A 20039-nucleotide genomic window follows, 5' to 3' on the forward strand; every position below is an offset into this window, starting at 1 on the left:
CCGGACAGACGTACGGCGGATCTCAGCCAACGCTCAGCCTCCGCGCCGTACCGTGTGCCGCATGACATCGCCGTCGCCGGCCGCGTGGTTCCGGCGTGCCCTGCCCACCCGTCGCCGCGCGACCGCCGCCGCGGTGGTCGTCGTACTGTTGGCCGCCGCCGTGACCTGGGCGGTGTGGCCACAAGGGTCGGGCGTACGCGCCGAGAGCGCGATGCTCACCGTCCGCTCCGGACCGTCCGGCGACGAGCCGGTGGACCTGGACACCACTCTCTACCTGCCGGCCGACGCCTCATCCGCCCGGAAGGTGCCGGCGGTGCTGTTGGCGCACGGGTTCGGCGGCACCAAGGAGTCGGTGCGCTCCGACGCGGAGGAGTTCGCCGGCCGCGGCTACGCGGTGCTCACCTGGACCGCGCGCGGGTTCGGTAGGAGCGGCGGCGAGATCCACCTGGACAGCCCCGACTACGAGGTCCGCGACGCCGAGCGACTGCTGGACTGGCTGGCCGCTCGGCCGGAGGTGCGCACCGACGCCGCCGGCGACCCGAAGGTCGGTGTGGTCGGCGGCTCGTACGGCGGCGGTTTGGCGTTGCTGCTGGCCGCCCAGGACCGGCGGGTCGACGCGATCGTCCCCATGATCACCTGGAACGACCTGTCCCGGGCGTTCCTGCCGGAGAGCACCGGCGGGGCGCCAACCGAGGGCGTGTTCAAGAAGGGTTGGGCCGGCCTCTTCTTCGGCGGGGGCGGCAACGTGGGCTCCGGCCCGGCGGGGCTCTCCGGCGGGACCGCCGCCGCGCCGCAGGGCGCACCGGAGTCGGCCGGCCCGCCCAGCCCCGGGCCGGGTGCCGGCCCGGGTACCGCCCCCGGTGGTGCCCCAACCGGTGCCGCCGACCCGTCCTGCGGTCGGTTCGCCGCCGACGTGTGCGCCGCGTACCTGCGGATCGCCACCACCGGTCAGGCCGACCAGGCCGCCGTGGACCTGCTGCGCCGCTCCAGCCCGGCCGGCGTGCTGGACCGGATCAAGGCCCCCACCCTGCTGGTGCAGGGCGAGGCTGACACGCTCTTCCCGCTCGGCGAGGCCGACGCGAACGCGAAGGGCATCGCCGCCGCCGGCACCCCGGTGCGGGTCGCCTGGTTCACCGGCGGCCACGACGGCGGAGCCGGCCCCCGCTCGGACTCGGACCGGGTGAAGTTCCTGACCGTCCAGTGGCTCGACCACTACGTCAAGGGCGAGGGGGACGCGCCCGGCGACGACTTCACCTGGTCGCGGATCGCCGGCTTCGACGCGCTCGACCGGGGCCTCGTCGCCACCGGTTTCCGCCGCGCCGACTACCCGGGCCTGGCCGGCACCGACCGCCGGGAGGTGACTGTCACCGGCCCGGCGCAGCCGATCGCGAACCCGCCGAACGGCAACCCGGCCGCCATCTCCTCGATCCCGTTCGCGGGCGGGCTCACCTCGCTGCTGGACGGGGTGGCCAGCGACGTGCCCGGCCAGCACGCCCGGTTCGAGTCGGCCCCGCTGACCGAGGCGGTCGACGTGGCCGGTGCGCCCACCGTCACGGTGCGGGCGGCGTCGCCCACCGGCGAGGCGGTGCTCTTCGTGAAGCTCTACGACGTGGACAAGGACGGCGCGGCCACCCTGCCGAACGGCCTGGTCGCCCCGATCCGGCTGACCGGCCTGCCGCAGCGGGCGCAGGACGCCCGCCCGGTCACCGTCACGCTGCCCGCGATCGTCCGCCGGGTGGAGGCCGGGCATCGGCTGCGGCTGGTGGTGGCCAGCTCCGACCAGGCGTACACCACCCCCGCCGAACCCACCGTCTACACGGTGGCCGCGGACGGCCCCGTCAGCCTGCCCACTGTCGCCGGCGAGCCGATCCCCACCGCGGCCACGGTCTGGCGTTGGGTGCTCGCCGGCCTGCTCGCCGCCATCGTGATCGGGCTCGTCGTGGTCGTCGCGGTGGTCCGCCGCCGGCACCGCCGCCAGGACCGCTCCGTGCATCCGGAGTACGCGGACACCCCGCTGGCCGTGCGCGCACTGCGCAAGGAGTACGCGGACGGCTTCGTCGCGGTGTCGAACGTGGACTTCGAGGTGCACCCGGGTCAGGTGGTGGGTCTGCTCGGGCCGAACGGTGCCGGCAAGACCACCACCCTGCGGGTGCTGATGGGGCTGACCCAGCCGACCGCCGGGGAGATCTACGTCTTCGGTCGGCGGTTGGTGCCCGGCTCGCCGGTGCTGTCCCGGATCGGGGCGCTGGTGGAGGGGCCGGGCTTCCTGCCGCACCTGTCGGGCCTGGACAACCTGAAGGCGTACTGGCGGGCCACCGGGCGGCCGTGGGAGGACGCCCAGTTCGACGCGGCGCTGGAGATCGCCGGGCTGGGTGACTCCGTGCACCGGAAGATCAAGAACTACAGCCACGGGATGCGTCAGCGTCTGGCCATCGCCCAGGCCATGCTCGGCCTCCCCGAGTTGCTGGTGCTGGACGAGCCGACCGACGGGCTCGACCCGCCGCAGATCGCCGAGATGCGCCGGGTGCTGCAGCGGTACGCCACGGACGGCCGGGCGGTGCTGGTCTCCAGCCATCTGCTGGCCGAGGTGGAGCAGACGTGCACCCACGCGGTGGTGGTGAACAAGGGCCGGATCGTGGCGTCCGGACCGGTGGAGGAGATCGTGGGCGAGTCGCCGAGCGTGCTCTTCGACGTCACCGACCCGGTGGCGGCGCGGGCGGTGCTGGACCGGCTGCACGGCGTGCGGGTGTTGCCGGAGAGCGACGGCCAGTTGGTGGTCGACACCAACGGCACGGCCCGCAGCGAGGTGGTGGCCGAGCTGGTACGCGCCGGCATCGGGGTGGACCGGGTGGTGCCCCGGCGGCGCCTGGAGGACGCGTTCCTCGCCCTGGTGGGCGACAACTCTCGGGGAAGCGGTGACCGGTGATGGCAGTTGTCGACGCAGGTGAGGCACGCGGCTACCGGCCGTCGGCCACGATGCCGTTCAAGGCGGAGTTCCGCCGGCAGGCATCCCGACGGCGGACCCAGCTGGCGCTCGGGTTCATGGTGCTGCTGCCGCTGATCATCCTGATCGCGTTCCAGTTCAACTCGGGTGGCGACGACGACAACGGGCGCAACGAGTTCTCCAGCCTGGTCGACCTGGCCACCACGGGTGGGCTCAACTTCACCCTGTTCTCGATCTTTGTGTCGGCGTCGTTCCTGCTGGTGGTGGTCGTCGCGCTGTTCTGCGGCGACACGGTGGCCAGCGAGGCGAGCTGGGGCAGCCTGCGGTATCTGTTGGCGATCCCGGTGCCCCGGGCGCGGTTGCTGACGGTGAAGCTGGTGGTCGCGCTCGCGTACTCGGGACTTGCCCTGCTGCTGTTGGCCGGCACCGCGTTGCTGGCCGGCACCCTGCGCTACGGGTGGTCGCCGCTGCGCAGCACCGTCGCCGCCGAGCTGGAACCCACCGAGGGGTTGCTCCGGTTGCTGGCCGTGCTGGGTTACCTGGCGATCGTCCTGCTGGTGGTGGCCGGCCTGGCGTTCCTGCTGTCGGTGACCACGGACGCCGCGCTGGGCGCGGTGGGTGGTGCGGTGCTGCTCTGGATCCTGTCGAGCATCCTGGACCAGATCACCGCCCTGGGCGCGTTGCGTGACTTCCTGCCCACCCACTTCAGCACCGCCTGGCTGGGGCTGCTGTCGACTCCGGTGCAGACCGACGACGTGGTGCGCGGCTGCATCTCGGCGATCAGCTACGCGACGTTGTTCTGGGGATTGGCGTTCTGGCGGTTCACCCGAAAGGACATCACGTCGTAGCGGGGCGGCTCACAACCGGCTGTCGGGTGGGCTCACCGACGACGGCACCACGCTCGGCGCCGGCGGTGGGGCCGGCCGGGTCGGTACCGGCGCGGACGGGTCGGCCTTCTTCCAGGCGCTGACGCCGATCCGGCCGGTGTTGCCGAGGTCGATCGGCCCGTCCGGGTCGACCTCCTCGGCCGGCTGCCCGGCGGCAGGCGCCACTGTCAGAAACGCGCCGTTGGTGGCCACCACTGTCGAGTCGGTGACCAGGTTGCGCCAGAGCACCACGGCGGTGGCCCGCTCACCGGCAGCGAGGGTGATCTTCCGGGGCGGTTGGTCGAAGCCCATGGTGATCTCCTTGGCGCCGTTGACCACCCGAAGCATGATCGGCTCGCGTTCCTCGTCGAACACGTGCAGCACCGGGTAGCCGTTGAGCTGGTAGGGATGCTCGCCGCAGTTGACCAGCTCGATGCCGAGGGCGCGCAGGCCCGAGGCGGCGTCCCCGCCGGTCGCCCGGATCCGGACGCCGGAGGCCGGACACTCGGCCACCGGAGCGACGCTGGGCGACTGGGTGGGGCTCGACGGGGTCGGTGGCGGGCCCGTCGGGTCCCCACCCTGGCCGCGATGGTCACCGGGGGTGCAGGCGGCGAGTGCGAGAGGCACCGCGACCACTGCGCTGAACCATCGCCGTGCTGCCGTGCAGCTGAAGATCATGTGTCGATCCTCACCCATCGAGGTGCCTCACCGCTGCCTGGCCCCGCAGCAGCGCTGGTGTGCACCTGCCGTCTGCTGGTCCGGGCCTCTGGAGCTGCCCCGGATCCGGGGCGGTGACGCTGTCCCTGGCCGGCTGATGTGCCGTCCCGGTATGCCTTTCGAGCTGAATCGTTCAGGGCATCGCTCGGGCGTCCGCCCAGCTCGGCCAGCGCCGCGAGCAGCCGGTCCGCCGGTGTCTGAGGTGGGGTAACCGGCCGTACCCACACTGTGGGAGCGTGCCCATGGCGGTCGGAGCGACGCGACATCGATTGTTTTCGCAGCTCAGGGGATCGGGTGGCCGGCTCCGTGAGGCGGCGAGCGCTCGACGAGGGCCCTGCACGCCGGTACATTCCAACCGGGGACTTTCCCACTAACAAGGAATCTATAACCTTCGATACTTTCATGCCTCACATTGAGGGAATCCAATCCCTTCGATGGAGGTACCGATGAACGTTTCTCGGCTCGGCGGGCCGACCCTGTCCCTGTTCCGCATCGTGATCGGCCTGCTGTTCGCTTTGCATGGTGTGACCTCGGTGTTCGGGTTGTTCGGCGGCAACCCCGTGACCGGTGCGGCGATAGCCCCCGGCACCTGGCCGGGCTGGTGGGCCGCGTTGATCCAGCTGGTCTGCGGCGCGCTGGTGCTGGCCGGCCTCTTCACCCGACCCGCCGCTCTGCTCGCATCCGGCTCGATGGCGTACGCCTACTTCGTCGTGCACCAGCCGGATCATCTGCTGCCGCTGCACAACGGTGGTGAGCTGTCGGCACTCTTCTGCTGGTCGTTCCTGCTGATCGCGGCCCTCGGTCCGGGTTCCTGGGCGCTCGACACGCTGCTCGCGCGTCGCCGCGAGGTTGAGTCCGCGCCGGCGACGCCGATGGCTGAGAGCAGCTCGATCGTCGTCTGACCGCACCCGTTCCGCGTCGCCGGGGCCTCGACGAGGCGGCCCCGGCGACGCGCCGGTCACGGCCGTCCCCCGCAGGCCCGGCTCTGCGCCCCGTGCGCCGGCCCGGCTCTGCGCCCCGCGCGCCGGATCCCAGCTGGGCGCTGATGTCGTAAACGATTCAGCTCCAAAGCATGCGCGAATGGTAGGTGTCACCCGCTCCGCAGCCGTGACCGTCAGCGACACGTGCGGGAGGGGCCGAGGCGGGAGCGTCAGGCCGGTCGGTGGTGGGCGAGGACCGCGTCCAGCAGGCCGGGGTAGAGCTTGTCCAGCTCGTCGCGGCGCAGCCGGACCAGGCGGCTCGTGCCGGCGGCGCGGGTCCGGGTCAGGCCCGCCTCGCGCAGCACCTTGAGGTGGTGGCTGCGGGTCGCCTTGGAGACGCCGAAGTCGAAGCTGCCGCAGGGGGACTCGCCGCCCTCGGCGAGCGCCCGGACGATCTGTAGCCGCACGTCGTCGGCGAGCGCGGCCAGCACGCTGGTGACCGGTACGGCGGTCAGGTCGGGTTCGTGCGGCTCCATGTGACCAGTGTAACCATTGTTCGACAAGAGTCGAACAAGCTCCTACTGTCGGTGTCGTTGGTTCGACGATACTCGAACATTGGAGTTGCCGATGCGATCCCGCGCCACCGCTTACCCACTGGTCGCCGTGCTCGGCTGGGGCGTGATGTTCCCGATCCTGGCCAGCGCGCTCGACCGGGTCGACCCGCTCAATTTGACCACCGCGCGCTACCTGCTGGCCGCCGTCGTCCTGGTCGCCATCCTGCTGCTCCGCGAGGGGGCCGGCGCGCTGCGGCACGGTGGAAGGGCGCTGGAGGTGGTGGTGCTCGGCGTGGTCGGCTTCGCGGGGTTCAACCTGCTCACGAACCTGGCGCTCGAACACGCCGCCCCGCAGCAGGTCTCCCTCTTCGTGGCCACCACCCCGGTGATCACCCAGCTCGTCCGCTGGGCTCGCGACGGCGTACGCCCGAAGCCGCTCCTGCTGGCCCTCTCCCTGGTGGCGCTCATCGGAGTCGGCCTGGTGATCACGCGCGGCAGCCTGGCCGGGCTCGGCCAGTTCGGCCTCGGCGGGCTGATGATGATCGGCGCGGTGCTGGGCTGGGCCATCTACACCCACGGCGCCAGCCGGTTCGGCGAGTGGACGCCGCTGCGCTTCACCACACTGACCGCGCTCGCCGGCACGGCCGCCATGCTCGTCCTGAGCATCGGCGCCGACGCCGTCGGCTGGCAGCACGCGCCAGGCGCCGCCGACCTCGTGGCGGTCACCCCGCAGCTGGCGTACGCCGTCGTGGTGGGTGCCGTCATCGCGGTCCTGGCCTGGAACACCGGCGTGCAGCGACTCGGTGCCGCCAACGCCGCGCTGTTCATGAACCTGGTTCCGGTGACCACCTTCGCGGTGCAGATCGCCCGTGGCTACCGCCCGGAACCCGTCGAACTGGTCGGGGCCGCCATCACGATCGCCGCCCTGATCGCCGCGAATCTCGCCGCCCGCCCCCGGACCACGCCGCTGCCCCAGTCGGGTGCGGTGACGGACCCGATCGCGGTGACCGACCCGGTGGCCGTGAACGCCCGCTGACCCACTCCCTGGGATTCGCCCTGGAGGCCACGGCCAGCTTTGCCTAGACTCGGCGGCACAACTGAATACCTCATCCAGAGGGGCTGAGGGATACGGCCCGACGACGCCCCGGCAACCACCCCGCGCGCTCACCGCTGAGCGACCCGCGGGGCAGGTGCCAATTCCGTCCCCGCCGCACGGTGCGATGCGGGGAAAGATGAGAGGACTCTCGACATGACGTCGACGCTCGTCAGCTCCGGCATCGACACCTCTGCCAGCCCGGCCCGCGCCCTGGTCTGCCGCGCCTGTTCGGCCCGCTACCCGCTCGCCGCCCAGCACGCCTGTTACGAGTGTTTCGGCCCGCTGGAGGTCGACTACGACACCTCCGCGCTGGCCACCGTCACCCGTGAACAGATCGAAGCCGGCCCGGACAACATCTGGCGGTACGCCGCACTGCTGCCCGCCGGTCAGGACCCGGCCAGCCGGGTCACCCTCGACCCGGGGCTGACCCCACTGGTGGCGGCCCCGCACCTCGCCGCCGAGTTGGGCATCACCGCGCCGCTGTGGGTCAAGGACGACAGCGCCAACCCCACCCACTCGTTCAAGGACCGGGTCGTCTCGGTGGCGCTCACCGCCGCCAAGGCGCTCGGCTTCACCCGGTTCGCCTGCGCGTCGACCGGCAACCTCGCCAACTCGGTGGCCGCCCACGCCGCCCGCGCCGGGGTGCCCTCGGTGGTCTTCATCCCCAGCGACCTGGAGCAGGGCAAGGTCATCACCACCGCCGTCTACGGTGGCGAACTGGTCGCCATCGACGGTTCGTACGACGATGTCAACCGGCTCTGCGGCGAGCTGGTGGAGACCGACGAATTCGAGGACACGGCGTTCGTCAACGTGAACGTCCGGCCGTACTACGCAGAGGGTTCCAAGACCCTCGGCTACGAGGTGGCCGAGCAGCTGGGCTGGCGGATCCCGGCGCAGGTGGTCATTCCGATGGCCAGCGGCGAGCTGCTCACCAAGATTGACAAGGCGTTCTCCGAGCTGGTCGAGATCGGCCTGGTCGAGGCGCCGGCCGGCGGCTGGAAGGTCTTCGGTGCGCAGTCCGCAGGCTGCAACCCGATCGCCACCGCCCTGCACGGCGGGACCGACACGATCATCCCGGTCAAGCCGACCGGCATCGCCAAGTCGCTCAACATCGGCGACCCGGCAGCCGGCCTCTACGCCCTGGAAGCGGTCCGCCGCACCGGTGGCTGGATGGAGTACGTCGACGACGACGAGATCCGGGCGGGCATCCGCGACCTGGCCCGCACGACCGGGGTCTTCGCCGAGACCGCGGGTGGGGTGACAGTGGCCGTGCTGCGCAAGCTGGTCGAGTCCGGTCGGCTCGACCCGTCGGCGGAGACCGTCGTGTTCAACACCGGCGAGGGTCTGAAGACCATCGACGCGGTGGCCGGCCAGGTTGGCCCGACCCACCACATCAAGCCCTCGCTGCGTGCCGCCCGCGACGCCGGCCTCCTCGGCTGACCCACGGGCCAGGTGGATCAGCCAGTAACTGGGTTTTCGCTGTGAGTGTGGAAAACCCGCCGCTACGGACTTGACGGCAGGAACCGGACGGCGCAAGATGCTCCGTGCGGGAGGGCATTTCGCCGAAGACTTTTGAAGTTCTTGCGACCCAACGCCGGAGGCGTTGTGCGAGTGTCCCTCCCGACCACGTTCGATCGGGCCAGCGATTAATTCGCTGGCCCGATCGCTTTTGCCTGGTGCACCCTCAGCGCAATGAGCATCACTATCGCGTCGTTCGACGGCGCCGACCGGACCGCGGTCGACGAGGCGTACCGGATCGGGTCAGCGGTCAACCACGCCGACCTGCCGGACTTCCCGCCCTCCTGCCGGCGCCGCTTCGACGCGCTGTTCCACACGCCGATGCCCGGCACCCGGTCACTCTGGGCGCTGGCCCGACTGGACGGCGTGCCGGCCGGCTACCTCCAACTGGACCTGCCGCAGCTCGACAACACCGACAACGCCACCGCCGACCTGCTGGTGCATCCCCAGCTGCGGCGTCGTGGAGTCGGCCGGGCCCTGCACGAGTACGGCGTGCGTCTGCTCCGCGAACACGGCCGCAAGCGGGTGGTGGGGATGGCGGTCTCCGCGCTGCCCGGCGGGCCGCCCCGAAGCGTGGCCGGTGACGCGTTCGCCGCCGCTACCGGAGCGCAGCCCGCCCTCGCCGAGGTGCGCCGACGGCTCGACGTCAGCAAGCTCGACCGGGTCGCGCTGCGGGCGGCGCTCGCCGAGGCCCGCCCGCGGGCCGAGGGCTACCAGTCGGTCTGCTGGCAGGGGGCCACCCCGCCGGAGTACGTCGCCGACATCGCCTACCTCGACGGCCGGCTGCTGATGGACGCGCCCATGGGCGACGTGCAGTGGGAGCCGGAGCGGGTGGACGCCGAGCGCATCCGCGGCAACGAGCGGGCGCTGGACGCCCGGGGCCGGCGGCGCTACCACCTCGGGATGCGCCACGAGGCGTCCGGTCGACTTGTCGCCTGGACGCTGCTGGACGTGGGTGCCTCCGCCGACTGGCACGCGTTCCAGCAGATCACCATCGTCGACCCGGCCCACCGTGGGCACCGGCTCGGCCTCATCGCCAAGGCGGAGAACCTGCACCACCTGCTCACCCACCAGCCGGCGATACAGGTGATCGACACCTGGAACGCGACAAGCAACAGCTACATGGTGGCGATCAACGAGCAGCTCGGCTTCCGCCCGGTGGACTCCTGGACCGACTGGCAGCTCACCCTCTGACAGGTATCGGCGCTACTGCTCGCGGACCTGACTCAGGCATGCGCCGCTGCCGGGCATTCGCGCTACTGCTCGCGGACCTGACTCAGGCATGATGGCGGGCATGACGGAGACCCCGCATCCCCTGTACGACAGGCACGCCGACACCCTCAACCGTGCGCTGACCGCGATCACGGAGCGGGGCTACTGGTCCGCCTATCCTGAATCCCCCAGCCCCCGGGTGTACGGCGAGACCGCCGCCGCCGACGGTAAGGCCGCCTTCGAGGCGTACCTCGGTGGTGATTTTCCGCTCGACCAGCCCGGCAGCGGCGCTCGGGTCGCCACCGAGACGAGCCCGTTCGGTGTGGAGTTGGCGGTGCGGTACCCGCACGCCGGCCCCGGCGAGCTGGTCAGCGCCGCCTCCGCCGCGCTGCCGGCGTGGCGTGACGCCGGCCCGCAGGCCCGGGTGGGCGTCTGCCTGGAGATCCTCGACCGGCTGCACAAGAACATCTTCGAACTGGCCAACGCGGTGCAGTTCACCAGCGGGCAGGCGTTCGTGATGGCCTTCCAGGCCGGTGGCGCGCACGCGCTGGACCGGGCGCTGGAAGCCCTGGCGTACGCGTACGCCGAGATGACCCGGCACCCGGGCACGGCGGGCTGGGAGAAGGCCGCCGGCAAGGGCGACCCGCTGCGGATGACCAAGACGTTCCACGTGGTGCCGCGTGGGGTGGCGCTGGTGATCGGCTGCAACACCTTCCCGACCTGGAACTCGTACCCCGGGCTGTTCGCCTCGCTGGCCACCGGCAACCCGGTGATCGTCAAGCCGCACCCGCGCGCCGTGCTGCCGCTGGCCATCACCGTGAAGTACGCCCGGGAGGTGCTCGCCGAGGCCGGCTTCGACCCGAACCTGATCATGTTGGCGGCGGAGGCGCCCGGCGAGAAGCTCGCCAGCGACCTGGCCCTGCACCGGGCCGTGAAGATCGTCGACTTCACCGGCTCCACCGAGTACGGCGACTGGCTGGAGACGCACGCGCGGCAGGCCTCGGTCTACACCGAGAAGGCCGGGCTGAACACCGTCGTCATCGACTCCACCGACGACTTCGCCGGCATGTGCCGCAACCTCGGTTTCACGCTGACCCTCTACAGCGGTCAGATGTGCACCACCTCGCAGAACATCCTCATCCCGGCCGGCGGCATCGAGACCGACCAGGGGCACAAGAGCTTCGACGAGGTGGCCGGCGGGATCGCCGCCGCCGTCGGCAAGCTCACCGCGGACCCGGCCCGGGGTGTCGAACTCACCGGCGCCATCGTCAACGACGGGGTGCTGGAGCGGCTGGCCGAGGTGACCAAGGTCGGCGAGCCGGTGCTTCAGTCGCGCGCCGTGGAGCATCCGTCGTACGCCGACGCGGTGGTGCGTACCCCGACGATCGTGAAGCTGACCGCTGACGACGCGGAGACGTACGGCCGGGAGTGGTTCGGGCCGATCTCGTTCGCCATCGCCACCGACTCCACAGCACACAGCCTGGAACTGCTGCGCCGGACGGTCGGCGAGAAGGGCGCGCTCACCGCCGGTGTCTACTCCACCGACGAGGCGGTGCTGGACGCGGCCGAGGCGGTGGCGGTCGAGGTCGGGGTGCACCTGTCCTGCAACCTCACCGGAGGTGTCTTCGTCAACCAGTCGGCGGCGTTCTCCGACTTCCACGGCAGTGGGGCCAACGCGGCGGCCAACTCGGCGCTGACGGACGGGGCGTACGTGGCGAACCGGTTCCGGATCGTGCAGTCCCGGCGGCACGTCTGATCTTCGATCTTGGTTGCGGTTGGGGTTTCCGGGGCAGTCCGCCCCGCTCCGGGCGGTCAGGCTTGATCCCTGCGCGGGTCGGGCTGCCCCGGAAACCCGCCGTAGGCACGGTGGTCGTCGACTGTCCAGGCTGGAGCCCTTCTCGCCACCCCATGATCGTGCTCGATCCAGGATGTAGTGGTCTCCCGTCGGTGGGTTACCACTAGATCCTGGTTGCTGCACGATCATGGCTATCGGCGCGGTGGTCCCGGTCGGCGTGGTGGTTCCTTGGGTCTAGGCGGGGCGGCGCATGTGCAGTTCGGTGAGGGCTGGGATGGTGGGGTGCGGGACGCGTACCCCGGTGTCCTGGAAGCCCAGGCGCTGGTAGGCCCGGTAGGCGCGGTCGTTGCCGACCACCACCTCCAGCAGCAGCTCCGGTCGGCCACAGGCGCGCGACCAGGCGGCCACCCCGTCGATCAGCTCGCCGAGCAGCCCGCTGCCGCGCCAGGTCGGCGTGACGTAGACGGCGTAGATCACGGTTACGCCGGGTTCGTTCGGGGCGGTGGTGCCGCCGGCGTGCCCGACCAGCCGGCCACCGGGGTCGGCGATGAACTGCGCGTTGCTGGAACCGGCTGAGGTGTACGCGACCCGGGCGGCGTACTCGTTGTGTGGCCGGGCCGCCGCGTCCGCCAGGGTCTCCAGGAAGGCCAACGGCGCGTCGGCCAGCATCTCCAGGCGCAGCGCCCGCATCCGGGCGGCGTCCTCCGGCCGGACCCGGCGGATCTCCGCCAGCCGCACCGCCGGCGAGCCCATGTCGGTGGTCATGTCCGCATGCCTACCACAGGGGATGGCCGCCTTCTCGTGAGCTGTGCCCGCTCGCCGTCACCTCGGCGTGGCCCCGGAGTGTGTCCGATTTGTGGCCGTGCGCGGCCGTCACTCCTCGTGTAGCGTGCGATTTCGGTCACCTCACTCAATGGCGGTCATCGATCGCTGAGTCGGTGGTCGGGGCGCCCGGCCGCGCCGTGCGCCGGGTCAGGCAAGGCCGCGCGAGTAAGGGAAGTGCACCGTGGCACAGGGCACCGTGAAGTGGTTCAACGCCGAAAAGGGCTACGGCTTCATTGCCGTCGACGGCGGTCAGGACGTGTTCGTCCACTTCTCCGCTATCGAGATGGACGGTTACAAGGCGCTGGACGACGGTCAGCGGGTCGAGTTCGAGATCGCCCAGGGTCAGAAGGGTCCGCAGGCCGAGCACGTACGCGTCACCGGCTGAGCTTTCGGACCGATCGGCCCCGGTGAGTCGGGGCTGCGGCAGGGGCACCCAGCCGGGAAGATCGTGACCGTTCCAGCCGATGCCGAGGAGCGTTCATGACCGACCAGCCGCCCCCGCCCACGTCGTCCGCCGGGTCCGGGGAGCCGGACCCGTCCTCGCCCGCCGGCAGCCCCGGCCACTCCGGTCCGCCGCCCGGCTGGGGCCCGGGCCTGCCCCCGGCCGGCCCGCCGCCCGGCTGGGGCCCGGGCCTGCCCCCGGCCGGCCCGCCGCCCGGCTGGGATCCCGTAACCGGGTCCTGGGGCGCCGGTGCGCCGCAGCAGGGTTGGACGTTCCCGCCCACCGGGGGCTACCCGCCCGGGTCGGGCCCCTACGGCGGGCAGCCGTGGTATCCGGGGCCGCAGGCCGGCTGGTACCCGCCGGGTTACGGATTCGACCCGAACGACGCACTGGTCACGCCGCCTGGCGCCGGCCTCGGCGGTTGGTTCGACAGATGTGGCGCAGCCTTGCGCCGGGGCTGGCGGCAGTTGGTGCCGATCGTGCTGCTCACCCAGGTGCTGCCGGCGGCGGTGCTCTCGGTGATCTCGCTCGGGCTGGACCCGTCGGCGCAGTGGGCCGCCCAGGCCGAGTCGAGTCCGAACCCGGCGCTTCCTGACAACTTCGCCGCCGAGCTGCTGAACCTTCTGGTCCTGCTGGTCGGCGGCAGCCTGCTGGTCGGGTTGGTGCAGGCCGTCGGATGGGCCGCCGGCACCTGGGTGATCACCAAGCAGGCGGCCGGTCAGCCGGTCAGCCTGGAGTCGGCACTGCGCTACGGCCTGCGCCGGGCCCTCGGGCTGTGGGGTTGGACCCTGCTGATCGGCCTGCTGATCGGCGTGGGCCTCTGCTTCTGTGTGCTGCCGGGCATCTACCTGGCCCTCGCGCTGAGCATGGCCGGCCCGGTCTATCTCTTCGAGCGGCACAACCCGATCGGCCGATCGTTCCGGATGTTCCATGATCGGCTGGGCCTGCTGCTCGGTCGGGTCGCCCTGGTGGCCGCGGCGGTGATCGTCGGCACGGTGATCCCCGGTGTGCTGGAAGGGGTGGGCACCTCCCCGCTCGGAACGGATCCGTTCGCCTCGGCGGGCACCGCGGTCGGCGCGGTGGTCGTGATCGGGATCACCGCCGTGCTGGCCCTGCCCGCTCACCTGGCCCAACTCATCGGTCTGCTGGTGACGTACGCCGAGCAGCGGGCCCATGAGGCGCCGGTGAACACCTCCGTACTGGCTGCGGAACTCGGTTGAGCGGCGGCATCGTGCTTGCACTCGGCATGGGAGAGTGCTAAACAAGTCATTGGCACTCGCATACCGTGAGTGCCAATGGTCGGGACGGTGGGGCCAGGTTGCACCGGCGTGGAGACGCCGGGGTGACACATGGCCGGTCGTCGCGGGCTATCCGGCCCGGCCGAAGGACGTCGTCGTCGCCAGGTGGCGACGTCCCAAGGTGCGTACACCAGGCGGCCCATCCGGGGCACACATCTCGGGTGGCCCGTGAGTGTCCAGGAGGACAACGCCGTATGGCCAAGATGATCGCGTTCGACGAAGAGGCGCGCCGCGGCCTCGAGCGGGGCATGAACCAGCTCGCCGACGCCGTAAAGGTGACCCTCGGCCCCAAGGGCCGCAACGTCGTGCTCGAGAAGAAGTGGGGTGCCCCCACCATCACCAACGATGGTGTGAGCATCGCCAAGGAGATCGAGCTCGAGGACCCGTACGAGAAGATCGGCGCTGAGCTGGTCAAGGAGGTCGCCAAGAAGACCGACGACGTTGCCGGTGACGGCACGACGACGGCGACCGTCCTGGCCCAGGCCCTGGTTCGCGAGGGCCTGCGCAACGTGGCCGCCGGCGCCAACCCGATGGCCCTGAAGCGGGGCATCGAGGCTGCTGTCGCGAGCGTCTCGGAGGAGCTGTCCAAGCTCGCCAAGGACGTCGAGACCAAGGAGCAGATCGCCTCCACCGCCTCCATCTCCGCTGGCGACAGCACCGTCGGCGAGATCATCGCCGAGGCGATGGACAAGGTCGGCAAGGAAGGCGTCATCACCGTCGAGGAGAGCAACACCTTCGGGCTGGAGCTGGAGCTCACCGAGGGTATGCGCTTCGACAAGGGCTACATCTCGGCCTACTTCATGACCGACCCGGAGCGTATGGAGGCCGTCTTCGACGACCCGTACATCCTGATCGCCAACAGCAAGATCTCGTCGGTGAAGGACCTGCTCCCGATCCTGGAGAAGGTCATGCAGTCGGGCAAGCCGCTGCTGATCATCGCCGAGGACCTGGAGGGCGAGGCCCTCGCCACCCTGGTGGTCAACAAGGTCCGTGGCACCTTCAAGTCGGTCGCCGTCAAGGCGCCGGGCTTCGGTGACCGCCGCAAGGCCATGCTGACCGACATCGCCATCCTCGCCGGTGGCCAGGTCATCAGCGAGGAGGTCGGCCTCAAGCTCGACGCCGCCAGCCTCGACATGCTGGGCCGCGCCCGCAAGGTCGTGGTGACCAAGGACGAGACCACCATCGTCGACGGTGCCGGTGACGCCGAGCAGATCCAGGGCCGGGTCAACCAGATCCGGGCCGAGATCGACAAGAGCGACTCCGACTACGACCGGGAGAAGCTGCAGGAGCGGCTGGCCAAGCTGGCCGGTGGCGTTGCGGTCATCAAGGTCGGCGCGGCCACCGAGGTCGAGCTCAAGGAGCGCAAGCACCGCATCGAGGACGCCGTTCGCAACGCGAAGGCCGCCGTCGAGGAGGGCATCGTCCCGGGTGGTGGCGTCGCGCTGGTGCAGGCCGGCAAGACCGCCTTCGACAAGCTCGACCTGGTCGGCGACGAGGCGACCGGTGCGAACATCGTCAAGGTCGCGCTGGACGCCCCGCTGCGGCAGATCGCCGTCAACGCCGGCCTTGAGGGCGGCGTCGTGGTGGAGAAGGTCCGTAACCTCGAAGCGGGTCACGGCCTCAACGCCGCCAACGGCGAGTACGTCGACCTGCTGGCCGCGGGCATCATCGACCCGGCCAAGGTGACGCGCTCGGCGCTGCAGAACGCCGCTTCCATCGCGGCGCTCTTCCTCACCACCGAGGCTGTTGTCGCGGACAAGCCGGAGAAGACCCCGGCTGCCCCGGCTGGCCCGGGTGGCGGGGAAATGGACTTCTGAGTCCAGTTCCGACACACCGAACGGGGCGGACCGCGTCAGCGGCCCGCCCCGTTCGTCGTCAGGTCGGTAGGGGGCGCTGGTTGCGCCGTTTCTGTGCCCTGCTGTACGGCGGAAGCAGTTGGATCGGCGCGTCCACCATCTCCTGAGGTTCCTCGGCCATCGACGGCTCACCGTCGGTGGTCATCTCGGCCAGTTGCTCGGCGTCGCCGTAGTCGAGCCGGTCGAACGGCAGTTGACCGGGGAGTTCACCCACCGGCTTCCAGGTGATCGGCGGGCCGTCCTCGGTCTGGTTGTCATCCGTGGTCATGGCTGCCTCCTCTACCGAAACGGTAGGGGGCGTCGATGGCCGACGCGGGCGAAAGGATCTACGTCCTGTTTGCCCCGGTTAGGTGATCGGTAGGGTTTTCCGGTACAGGAAGAAGACCCGCTCGATCCGTGCGCCCGCGCTGCCCGAATAGAACGGCACCGGCCCGACCCAGCCAATCTGTGCCCGGTCCAGCCCCGCCGTCCGCAGGTCGCGCAGGCAGCGCCGCAACAGCACCCCACCGATGCCCGACCCCTCGGCGGCCGGCGCGGTGCCCATCGGCCCGAACCAACTCGGCCGCGACGACCCGTACGCGGCGAAGCCGAGCAGCTCGCCGTCCCGCTCCGCCAGGTGGCAACCGGCGTCCGCGCGCCCCACCGACCCGGCCAACTCACCGTCCCAGGTACCGCCGAAGGTGGATCTGGCGAACGCGGTCAACGCCGGCAGGTCCGCCGGCTCCGCCCGCCGTACGGTGACGCCCTGGTCGGCCAGCCGCCGCTGGGCAGCCTCGGTGGACCGCAGTGCCGGCGACCCGTCGTACGACAGGTCCGCTGTCATGTTCCAGGCGGTCCGGTCCTGCTGGTAGCCGAGCGCGAGGGCGGCGCAGACCGCCGGCGTGTAGCGGACGTCGATGCCCGGCCACGCGTAGTACGGCGGATTCCCGGCCAGCAGCACCTCGGTCACCCCCCGCTCGGCGAGCACCCGCTCGGCCCGCTGGAGCAGGGCCCGGCCGACACCCCGACGCCGCTGATCACTGTGAACCGCGACCAGGTCCACGTGCCCGATCCCCGGCTCGGCCGACGACACCGAGCAGATCAGCACCCCCACCAGGTCCGCGCCCCGGTACGCGCCGAGCCCGACCACCGGCCGGTCGGCGGAGGCCCGCGGCCAGAGCACGTCCACGATGGAAGCCGCCTCGGCGGCGTCCTCGGGCAGGTCGAGCGCCTGCTGGCAGAGCCGTACCACGGTGGGGGCCAGGTCGGCGGTCAGCTCGGTGACGGTGATCTCGGCGTCCATGGTCGCCGACCCTAGATCACCGGCTGTCGGGTCGCACCCCCTACTACCGCCGGGCGGCGCGCACGGCGGCGTACGCGTCGACCTGGCCGGCGCCGGTCACGTTCGACGGCCCACCGCAGGCGTCGGAGGGGCTGTCGGAGCGGTAGGTGGGCGTCGCCGCCGTGGCGGTGTCCCGGAGGATCTGCCGGGTCCGGTCCACGTCGCCGACCAGCGCCGGGTTCGCCGACCACATCAACGCCACCACCCCGGCCACCTGCGGGGTGGCCATCGACGTGCCGTCCAGTGCGGCGTATGTGCCGCCCGGCATGGCCGACACCACGCCCACCCCCGGTGCCAGCACGTCCGGCTTGCCCGAGCCGCCCGGCACCGGCCCGCGCGAAGAGAACTCCGCCACCCGCCGCTGGGCGTCCACCGCGCCGACGGTCAGCACGTCCGGGTACGGGGCGGGCGGGTCGTCGATCGAGGCGCACCAGGGGCCGGTGTTGCCGGCCGCGGCGACCACGAAGATCCCGGCCGCGTCCAGGGCGGCGGTGGCCGGCCGCAGGACCCGCTGGTCGCAGCCCTCAATAGGCGGGCAGCCCCACGAGTTGGTCAGCACCTGCGGGGCGCGCTCCGGACGGCCGTCGGTGAACGGGTCGCCACCTGCCGGGAACGGCGCCAACATGAACTGGAGGCAGTCCAGGTAGTGCGCGGGGTTGCCGAGGTTGCGGTCCAGGTTGACGCAGCCCACCCATTTCGCGTCCGGTGCCACGCCGATGCCGTCCCGCCCGACCGCGCTGCCCACCGTGTGGGTGCCGTGCCCGCCCTGGTCGGTCGGGCTCCGGGTGTCGTCCCACGGGTCGTACCAGGAGTCGTCTCCACCACGGAACCCGGCGCTCAGCGCGGGATGGCTGCCGTCCACCCCCGAGTCGGAGCTGCCCACCACGATGCCCGTGCCGGTGACCCCGAGCTGGGACCAGACCCGGTCGGCACCGATCTGGCGGATGTTCCACTCCGGGGCGGTGGGTCTGGGCACGTCGCCCCGGCTCTGCCCGGCCGGGGCCGGCAGCGGGCGTAGACGCTGGCTGACCAGCACCCGCGCGACCTCCGGCCGGCCGGCCAGCCAGGCCCGCACCGCCGGGCCGCCGTCCACCTCCACCGCGTTGACCAGGTAGTACGACACCGGGTCGAGGCGCAGCCGGTTCACCTCCCGCAGCAGGTCGCCCTGGCTGCGTTCGGCGGTCGTCACGAGCCGCCGGTAGACCTCCGCCGCGCGGGCGTCCCGCCCGGCCTGACCCGGCGCGCCGGCCAGAAGATCGCTCAGGTCGGCCTGGGCGCGCAGCACCACGAACAGCCGCTCGCCGTACAGGCCCGGCTGGCCGGGGCCGAGGTCGACCACCCCGAACGCCACCAGCAGCACCACCGCCGCCACCGCGGCGACCCGCCGGTTCGGGGTGCGTGCCGTCGGCCGGGCGAGCAGCACCGCGTACCCGATGGCGACCACCACCGCGACGGCGAGCCCGACGCCGGCCGCGGCCGCCACCCAGAACGGGATGTCCCGGGTGCCGACCAGCAAAAGGGTGATCTCTTCCGGGTCGGTGAAGGCCAGCGGGCCGAGCGCGGCCAGGCCCACGAGCCAGCCGGTCGCCGCCCGACCCGCCCGCCTGGCCTCGGCCGGATTGGCGCCGGACCGCCAGGTCGCCGCCCAGAGCGCGGCCAGCGCGAACCCCACCGGCGGCACTGTCAGCAGCCCGGGGAGCTGTCCGCCGGACTGGCCGGCCCCGGCCGCGAGCAGCAGCAACGCCACCCCGGCGACCAGGCCGCCGACCAGCACCAGTCGAGCCGGCCGGGGCGGTCGACCAACCGCGAACACGGACCAGAAGGGGGCATCCAGCAGGGTCGCGGCGAGCACTCCCAGCGCGGCGGCCGCCAGCAGCGCGAGCGCGGTCTCCAGGAGGCCACCGAGCGCACCCAACCACGCCCACGGCAGCAGCAGCGCCAACCCGGCGGCGACCGCGAGCAGCGGCACCGGGCCGGGCCGGCGCGGGCGTCGCTGGGGTGCGACCGGCTCCGCGTTCCCGGCCGTCTCGGGCCGGGTAGCGTCGCCGTTCCCGGTGGCCTCGGGCCGCGTGGCGTCGCCGTTCCCGGTGAGTGCCGGGCCGCCGATCGGGCCAACCAGCCCGGTGTACGCCCACCAGCGCGCCGCCCAACGCACGGCGAGTGCACCGAGCAACGCGACGCCGGCCAGCGCGGCGAGGTACGCCTCGTGGTGCACCGGTGGCACGACCCGCAGCAGGGTGAGCACGCCGAGAGCGAGTGCGCCGAGCAGCCAGACCCGCCCGGTGGCCCGGACCGCTGCCGACCGGGGTGCAACGGCAAGCAGCAGGGCGGGCGTGCCGAGCAGCGCCACTGTGGCCAGGCCGAGCACCGGCCAGAGCCAGCCGAACCGGTCCCGTCCGAAGCCCAGCAGCACCTGATCGGTGAGCCAGCCACCGGTCTGGGTGCCCACGGTGACCGCTACCGTCCAGCAGCCGACCAGCACTGCCGCGACCACCGGCCATGGGGACGTTCGAGAGCTGACTGCGGGGTACCCGGGTTGACCGTGCATCCGAGAACCTTACGACCACGGTGAACGGTTCCGGACCGAGTGCCGCCTCGAAGAATCGTCGAGATCTTGGACAGTTTCCGTTGGCAGCTAACGGAAACTGTCCAAGATCTCCGACAGGCGAGGGTCG

Annotated in this window: 16 protein-coding genes and 1 riboswitch; of the genes, 10 read left to right on the forward strand and 6 right to left on the reverse strand. The window is 71.7% G+C overall.

All coding sequences use genetic code 11. The features are described from left to right. Positions 1 to 61: 61 nt before the first annotated feature. A complete protein-coding gene (locus ACX27O_RS23210) occupies positions 62 to 2926 on the forward strand; it encodes an alpha/beta fold hydrolase (protein WP_210864824.1) in 2865 nt (954 codons plus the stop codon). Next, positions 2926 to 3792, forward strand: coding sequence for an ABC transporter permease (locus ACX27O_RS23215; RefSeq protein WP_051708110.1), 867 nt, complete (start codon positions 2926 to 2928; stop codon positions 3790 to 3792). Before ACX27O_RS23210 ends, ACX27O_RS23215 begins: the two co-directional genes overlap by 1 nt. A 9-nt stretch (positions 3793 to 3801) precedes the next feature. Here ACX27O_RS23215 and ACX27O_RS23220 read toward each other — a convergent pair whose 3' ends face one another. Further along, on the reverse strand, positions 3802 to 4488 hold the full coding sequence (locus tag ACX27O_RS23220) for a DUF4232 domain-containing protein (RefSeq protein WP_245233486.1): 687 nt from the start codon (positions 4486 to 4488) through the stop codon (positions 3802 to 3804). A gap of 485 nt (positions 4489 to 4973) precedes the next feature. On the opposite strand from ACX27O_RS23220, the gene ACX27O_RS23225 reads away from it, so the two are divergent. After that, complete coding sequence (locus ACX27O_RS23225; RefSeq protein WP_210861511.1) at positions 4974 to 5429, forward strand: DoxX family protein; 456 nt, start codon at positions 4974 to 4976, stop codon at positions 5427 to 5429. A 248-nt stretch (positions 5430 to 5677) separates the two neighbouring features. Here the strand turns inward: ACX27O_RS23225 and ACX27O_RS23230 are convergent, their stop codons facing one another. Beyond that, on the reverse strand, positions 5678 to 5983 hold the full coding sequence (locus tag ACX27O_RS23230) for an ArsR/SmtB family transcription factor (RefSeq protein WP_210862139.1): 306 nt from the start codon (positions 5981 to 5983) through the stop codon (positions 5678 to 5680). Between the two features lie 91 nt (positions 5984 to 6074). On the opposite strand from ACX27O_RS23230, the gene ACX27O_RS23235 reads away from it, so the two are divergent. The 4 genes from ACX27O_RS23235 (at position 6075) to paaN (ending at position 11583) form a co-directional block, all read left to right on the forward strand. Then, positions 6075 to 7037 carry a DMT family transporter gene (locus ACX27O_RS23235; protein ID WP_051708109.1) on the forward strand — a complete coding sequence of 321 codons (963 nt, stop codon included), beginning with the start codon at positions 6075 to 6077 and terminating at the stop codon, positions 7035 to 7037. A 67-nt stretch (positions 7038 to 7104) separates the two neighbouring features. Then, positions 7105 to 7240: riboswitch (SAM riboswitch) on the forward strand. A 10-nt stretch (positions 7241 to 7250) separates the two neighbouring features. Beyond that, positions 7251 to 8537: a threonine synthase gene (gene thrC / locus ACX27O_RS23240; protein ID WP_030327808.1), complete on the forward strand. Its 1287-nt coding sequence runs from the start codon at positions 7251 to 7253 to the stop codon at positions 8535 to 8537. Between the two features lie 252 nt (positions 8538 to 8789). After that, a complete protein-coding gene (locus tag ACX27O_RS23245; protein WP_458940062.1) occupies positions 8790 to 9809 on the forward strand; it encodes a GNAT family N-acetyltransferase in 1020 nt (339 codons plus the stop codon). A 100-nt stretch (positions 9810 to 9909) separates the two neighbouring features. Further along, complete coding sequence (paaN, locus tag ACX27O_RS23250) at positions 9910 to 11583, forward strand: phenylacetic acid degradation protein PaaN (RefSeq protein WP_210860658.1); 1674 nt, start codon at positions 9910 to 9912, stop codon at positions 11581 to 11583. Between the two features lie 273 nt (positions 11584 to 11856). Here the strand turns inward: paaN and ACX27O_RS23255 are convergent, their stop codons facing one another. Beyond that, the gene (locus ACX27O_RS23255; RefSeq protein ID WP_030327805.1) at positions 11857 to 12387 is read right to left on the reverse strand and encodes a GNAT family N-acetyltransferase; all 531 of its coding nucleotides are present in this window, start codon (positions 12385 to 12387) and stop codon (positions 11857 to 11859) included. A 241-nt stretch (positions 12388 to 12628) separates the two neighbouring features. Between ACX27O_RS23255 and ACX27O_RS23260 the strand changes: the two genes are divergently transcribed. From ACX27O_RS23260 to groL, 3 genes are all read left to right on the forward strand, one after another. Beyond that, entirely contained in the window at positions 12629 to 12832 is a 204-nt protein-coding gene (locus tag ACX27O_RS23260) for a cold-shock protein (protein ID WP_030327804.1), read from the forward strand. 95 nt (positions 12833 to 12927) lie between these two features. Next, the gene (locus tag ACX27O_RS23265) at positions 12928 to 14109 is read left to right on the forward strand and encodes a hypothetical protein (protein WP_458940063.1); all 1182 of its coding nucleotides are present in this window, start codon (positions 12928 to 12930) and stop codon (positions 14107 to 14109) included. Positions 14110 to 14381: 272 nt separating this feature from the next. Continuing rightward, positions 14382 to 16004, forward strand: coding sequence for a chaperonin GroEL (gene groL, locus ACX27O_RS23270; RefSeq protein WP_030327802.1), 1623 nt, complete (start codon positions 14382 to 14384; stop codon positions 16002 to 16004). Positions 16005 to 16062: 58 nt separating this feature from the next. Here the strand turns inward: groL and ACX27O_RS23275 are convergent, their stop codons facing one another. From ACX27O_RS23275 to ACX27O_RS23285, 3 genes are all read right to left on the reverse strand, one after another. Continuing rightward, positions 16063 to 16311: a hypothetical protein gene (locus tag ACX27O_RS23275; RefSeq protein ID WP_030327801.1), complete on the reverse strand. Its 249-nt coding sequence runs from the start codon at positions 16309 to 16311 to the stop codon at positions 16063 to 16065. Positions 16312 to 16389: 78 nt separating this feature from the next. Next, the gene (locus tag ACX27O_RS23280; RefSeq protein ID WP_387219951.1) at positions 16390 to 17325 is read right to left on the reverse strand and encodes a GNAT family N-acetyltransferase; all 936 of its coding nucleotides are present in this window, start codon (positions 17323 to 17325) and stop codon (positions 16390 to 16392) included. A 43-nt stretch (positions 17326 to 17368) separates the two neighbouring features. Continuing rightward, positions 17369 to 19912 carry a S8 family serine peptidase gene (locus ACX27O_RS23285; RefSeq protein ID WP_458940064.1) on the reverse strand — a complete coding sequence of 848 codons (2544 nt, stop codon included), beginning with the start codon at positions 19910 to 19912 and terminating at the stop codon, positions 17369 to 17371. Positions 19913 to 20039: the final 127 nt, after the last annotated feature.

It is taken from the genome of Micromonospora sp. SD19 (assembly GCF_054462275.1).

Bases quoted from the DNA above. Each gene is read 5' to 3' on its own strand.
- ACX27O_RS23220 (WP_245233486.1), bottom strand. From the start codon at position 4,488: ATGATCTTCAGCTGCACGGCAGCACGGCGATGGTTCAGCGCAGTGGTC.
- ACX27O_RS23265 (WP_458940063.1), top strand. From the start codon at position 12,928: ATGACCGACCAGCCGCCCCCGCCCACGTCGTCCGCCGGGTCCGGGGAG.
- ACX27O_RS23235 (WP_051708109.1), top strand. From the start codon at position 6,075: ATGCGATCCCGCGCCACCGCTTACCCACTGGTCGCCGTGCTCGGCTGG.
- ACX27O_RS23255 (WP_030327805.1), bottom strand. From the start codon at position 12,387: ATGACCACCGACATGGGCTCGCCGGCGGTGCGGCTGGCGGAGATCCGC.
- ACX27O_RS23285 (WP_458940064.1), bottom strand. From the start codon at position 19,912: ATGCACGGTCAACCCGGGTACCCCGCAGTCAGCTCTCGAACGTCCCCA.
- ACX27O_RS23245 (WP_458940062.1), top strand. From the start codon at position 8,790: ATGAGCATCACTATCGCGTCGTTCGACGGCGCCGACCGGACCGCGGTC.
- ACX27O_RS23210 (WP_210864824.1), top strand. From the start codon at position 62: ATGACATCGCCGTCGCCGGCCGCGTGGTTCCGGCGTGCCCTGCCCACC.
- ACX27O_RS23275 (WP_030327801.1), bottom strand. From the start codon at position 16,311: ATGACCACGGATGACAACCAGACCGAGGACGGCCCGCCGATCACCTGG.
- groL (WP_030327802.1), top strand. From the start codon at position 14,382: ATGGCCAAGATGATCGCGTTCGACGAAGAGGCGCGCCGCGGCCTCGAG.
- ACX27O_RS23215 (WP_051708110.1), top strand. From the start codon at position 2,926: ATGGCAGTTGTCGACGCAGGTGAGGCACGCGGCTACCGGCCGTCGGCC.
- ACX27O_RS23225 (WP_210861511.1), top strand. From the start codon at position 4,974: ATGAACGTTTCTCGGCTCGGCGGGCCGACCCTGTCCCTGTTCCGCATC.
- ACX27O_RS23280 (WP_387219951.1), bottom strand. From the start codon at position 17,325: ATGGACGCCGAGATCACCGTCACCGAGCTGACCGCCGACCTGGCCCCC.
- ACX27O_RS23230 (WP_210862139.1), bottom strand. From the start codon at position 5,983: ATGGAGCCGCACGAACCCGACCTGACCGCCGTACCGGTCACCAGCGTG.
- thrC (WP_030327808.1), top strand. From the start codon at position 7,251: ATGACGTCGACGCTCGTCAGCTCCGGCATCGACACCTCTGCCAGCCCG.
- paaN (WP_210860658.1), top strand. From the start codon at position 9,910: ATGACGGAGACCCCGCATCCCCTGTACGACAGGCACGCCGACACCCTC.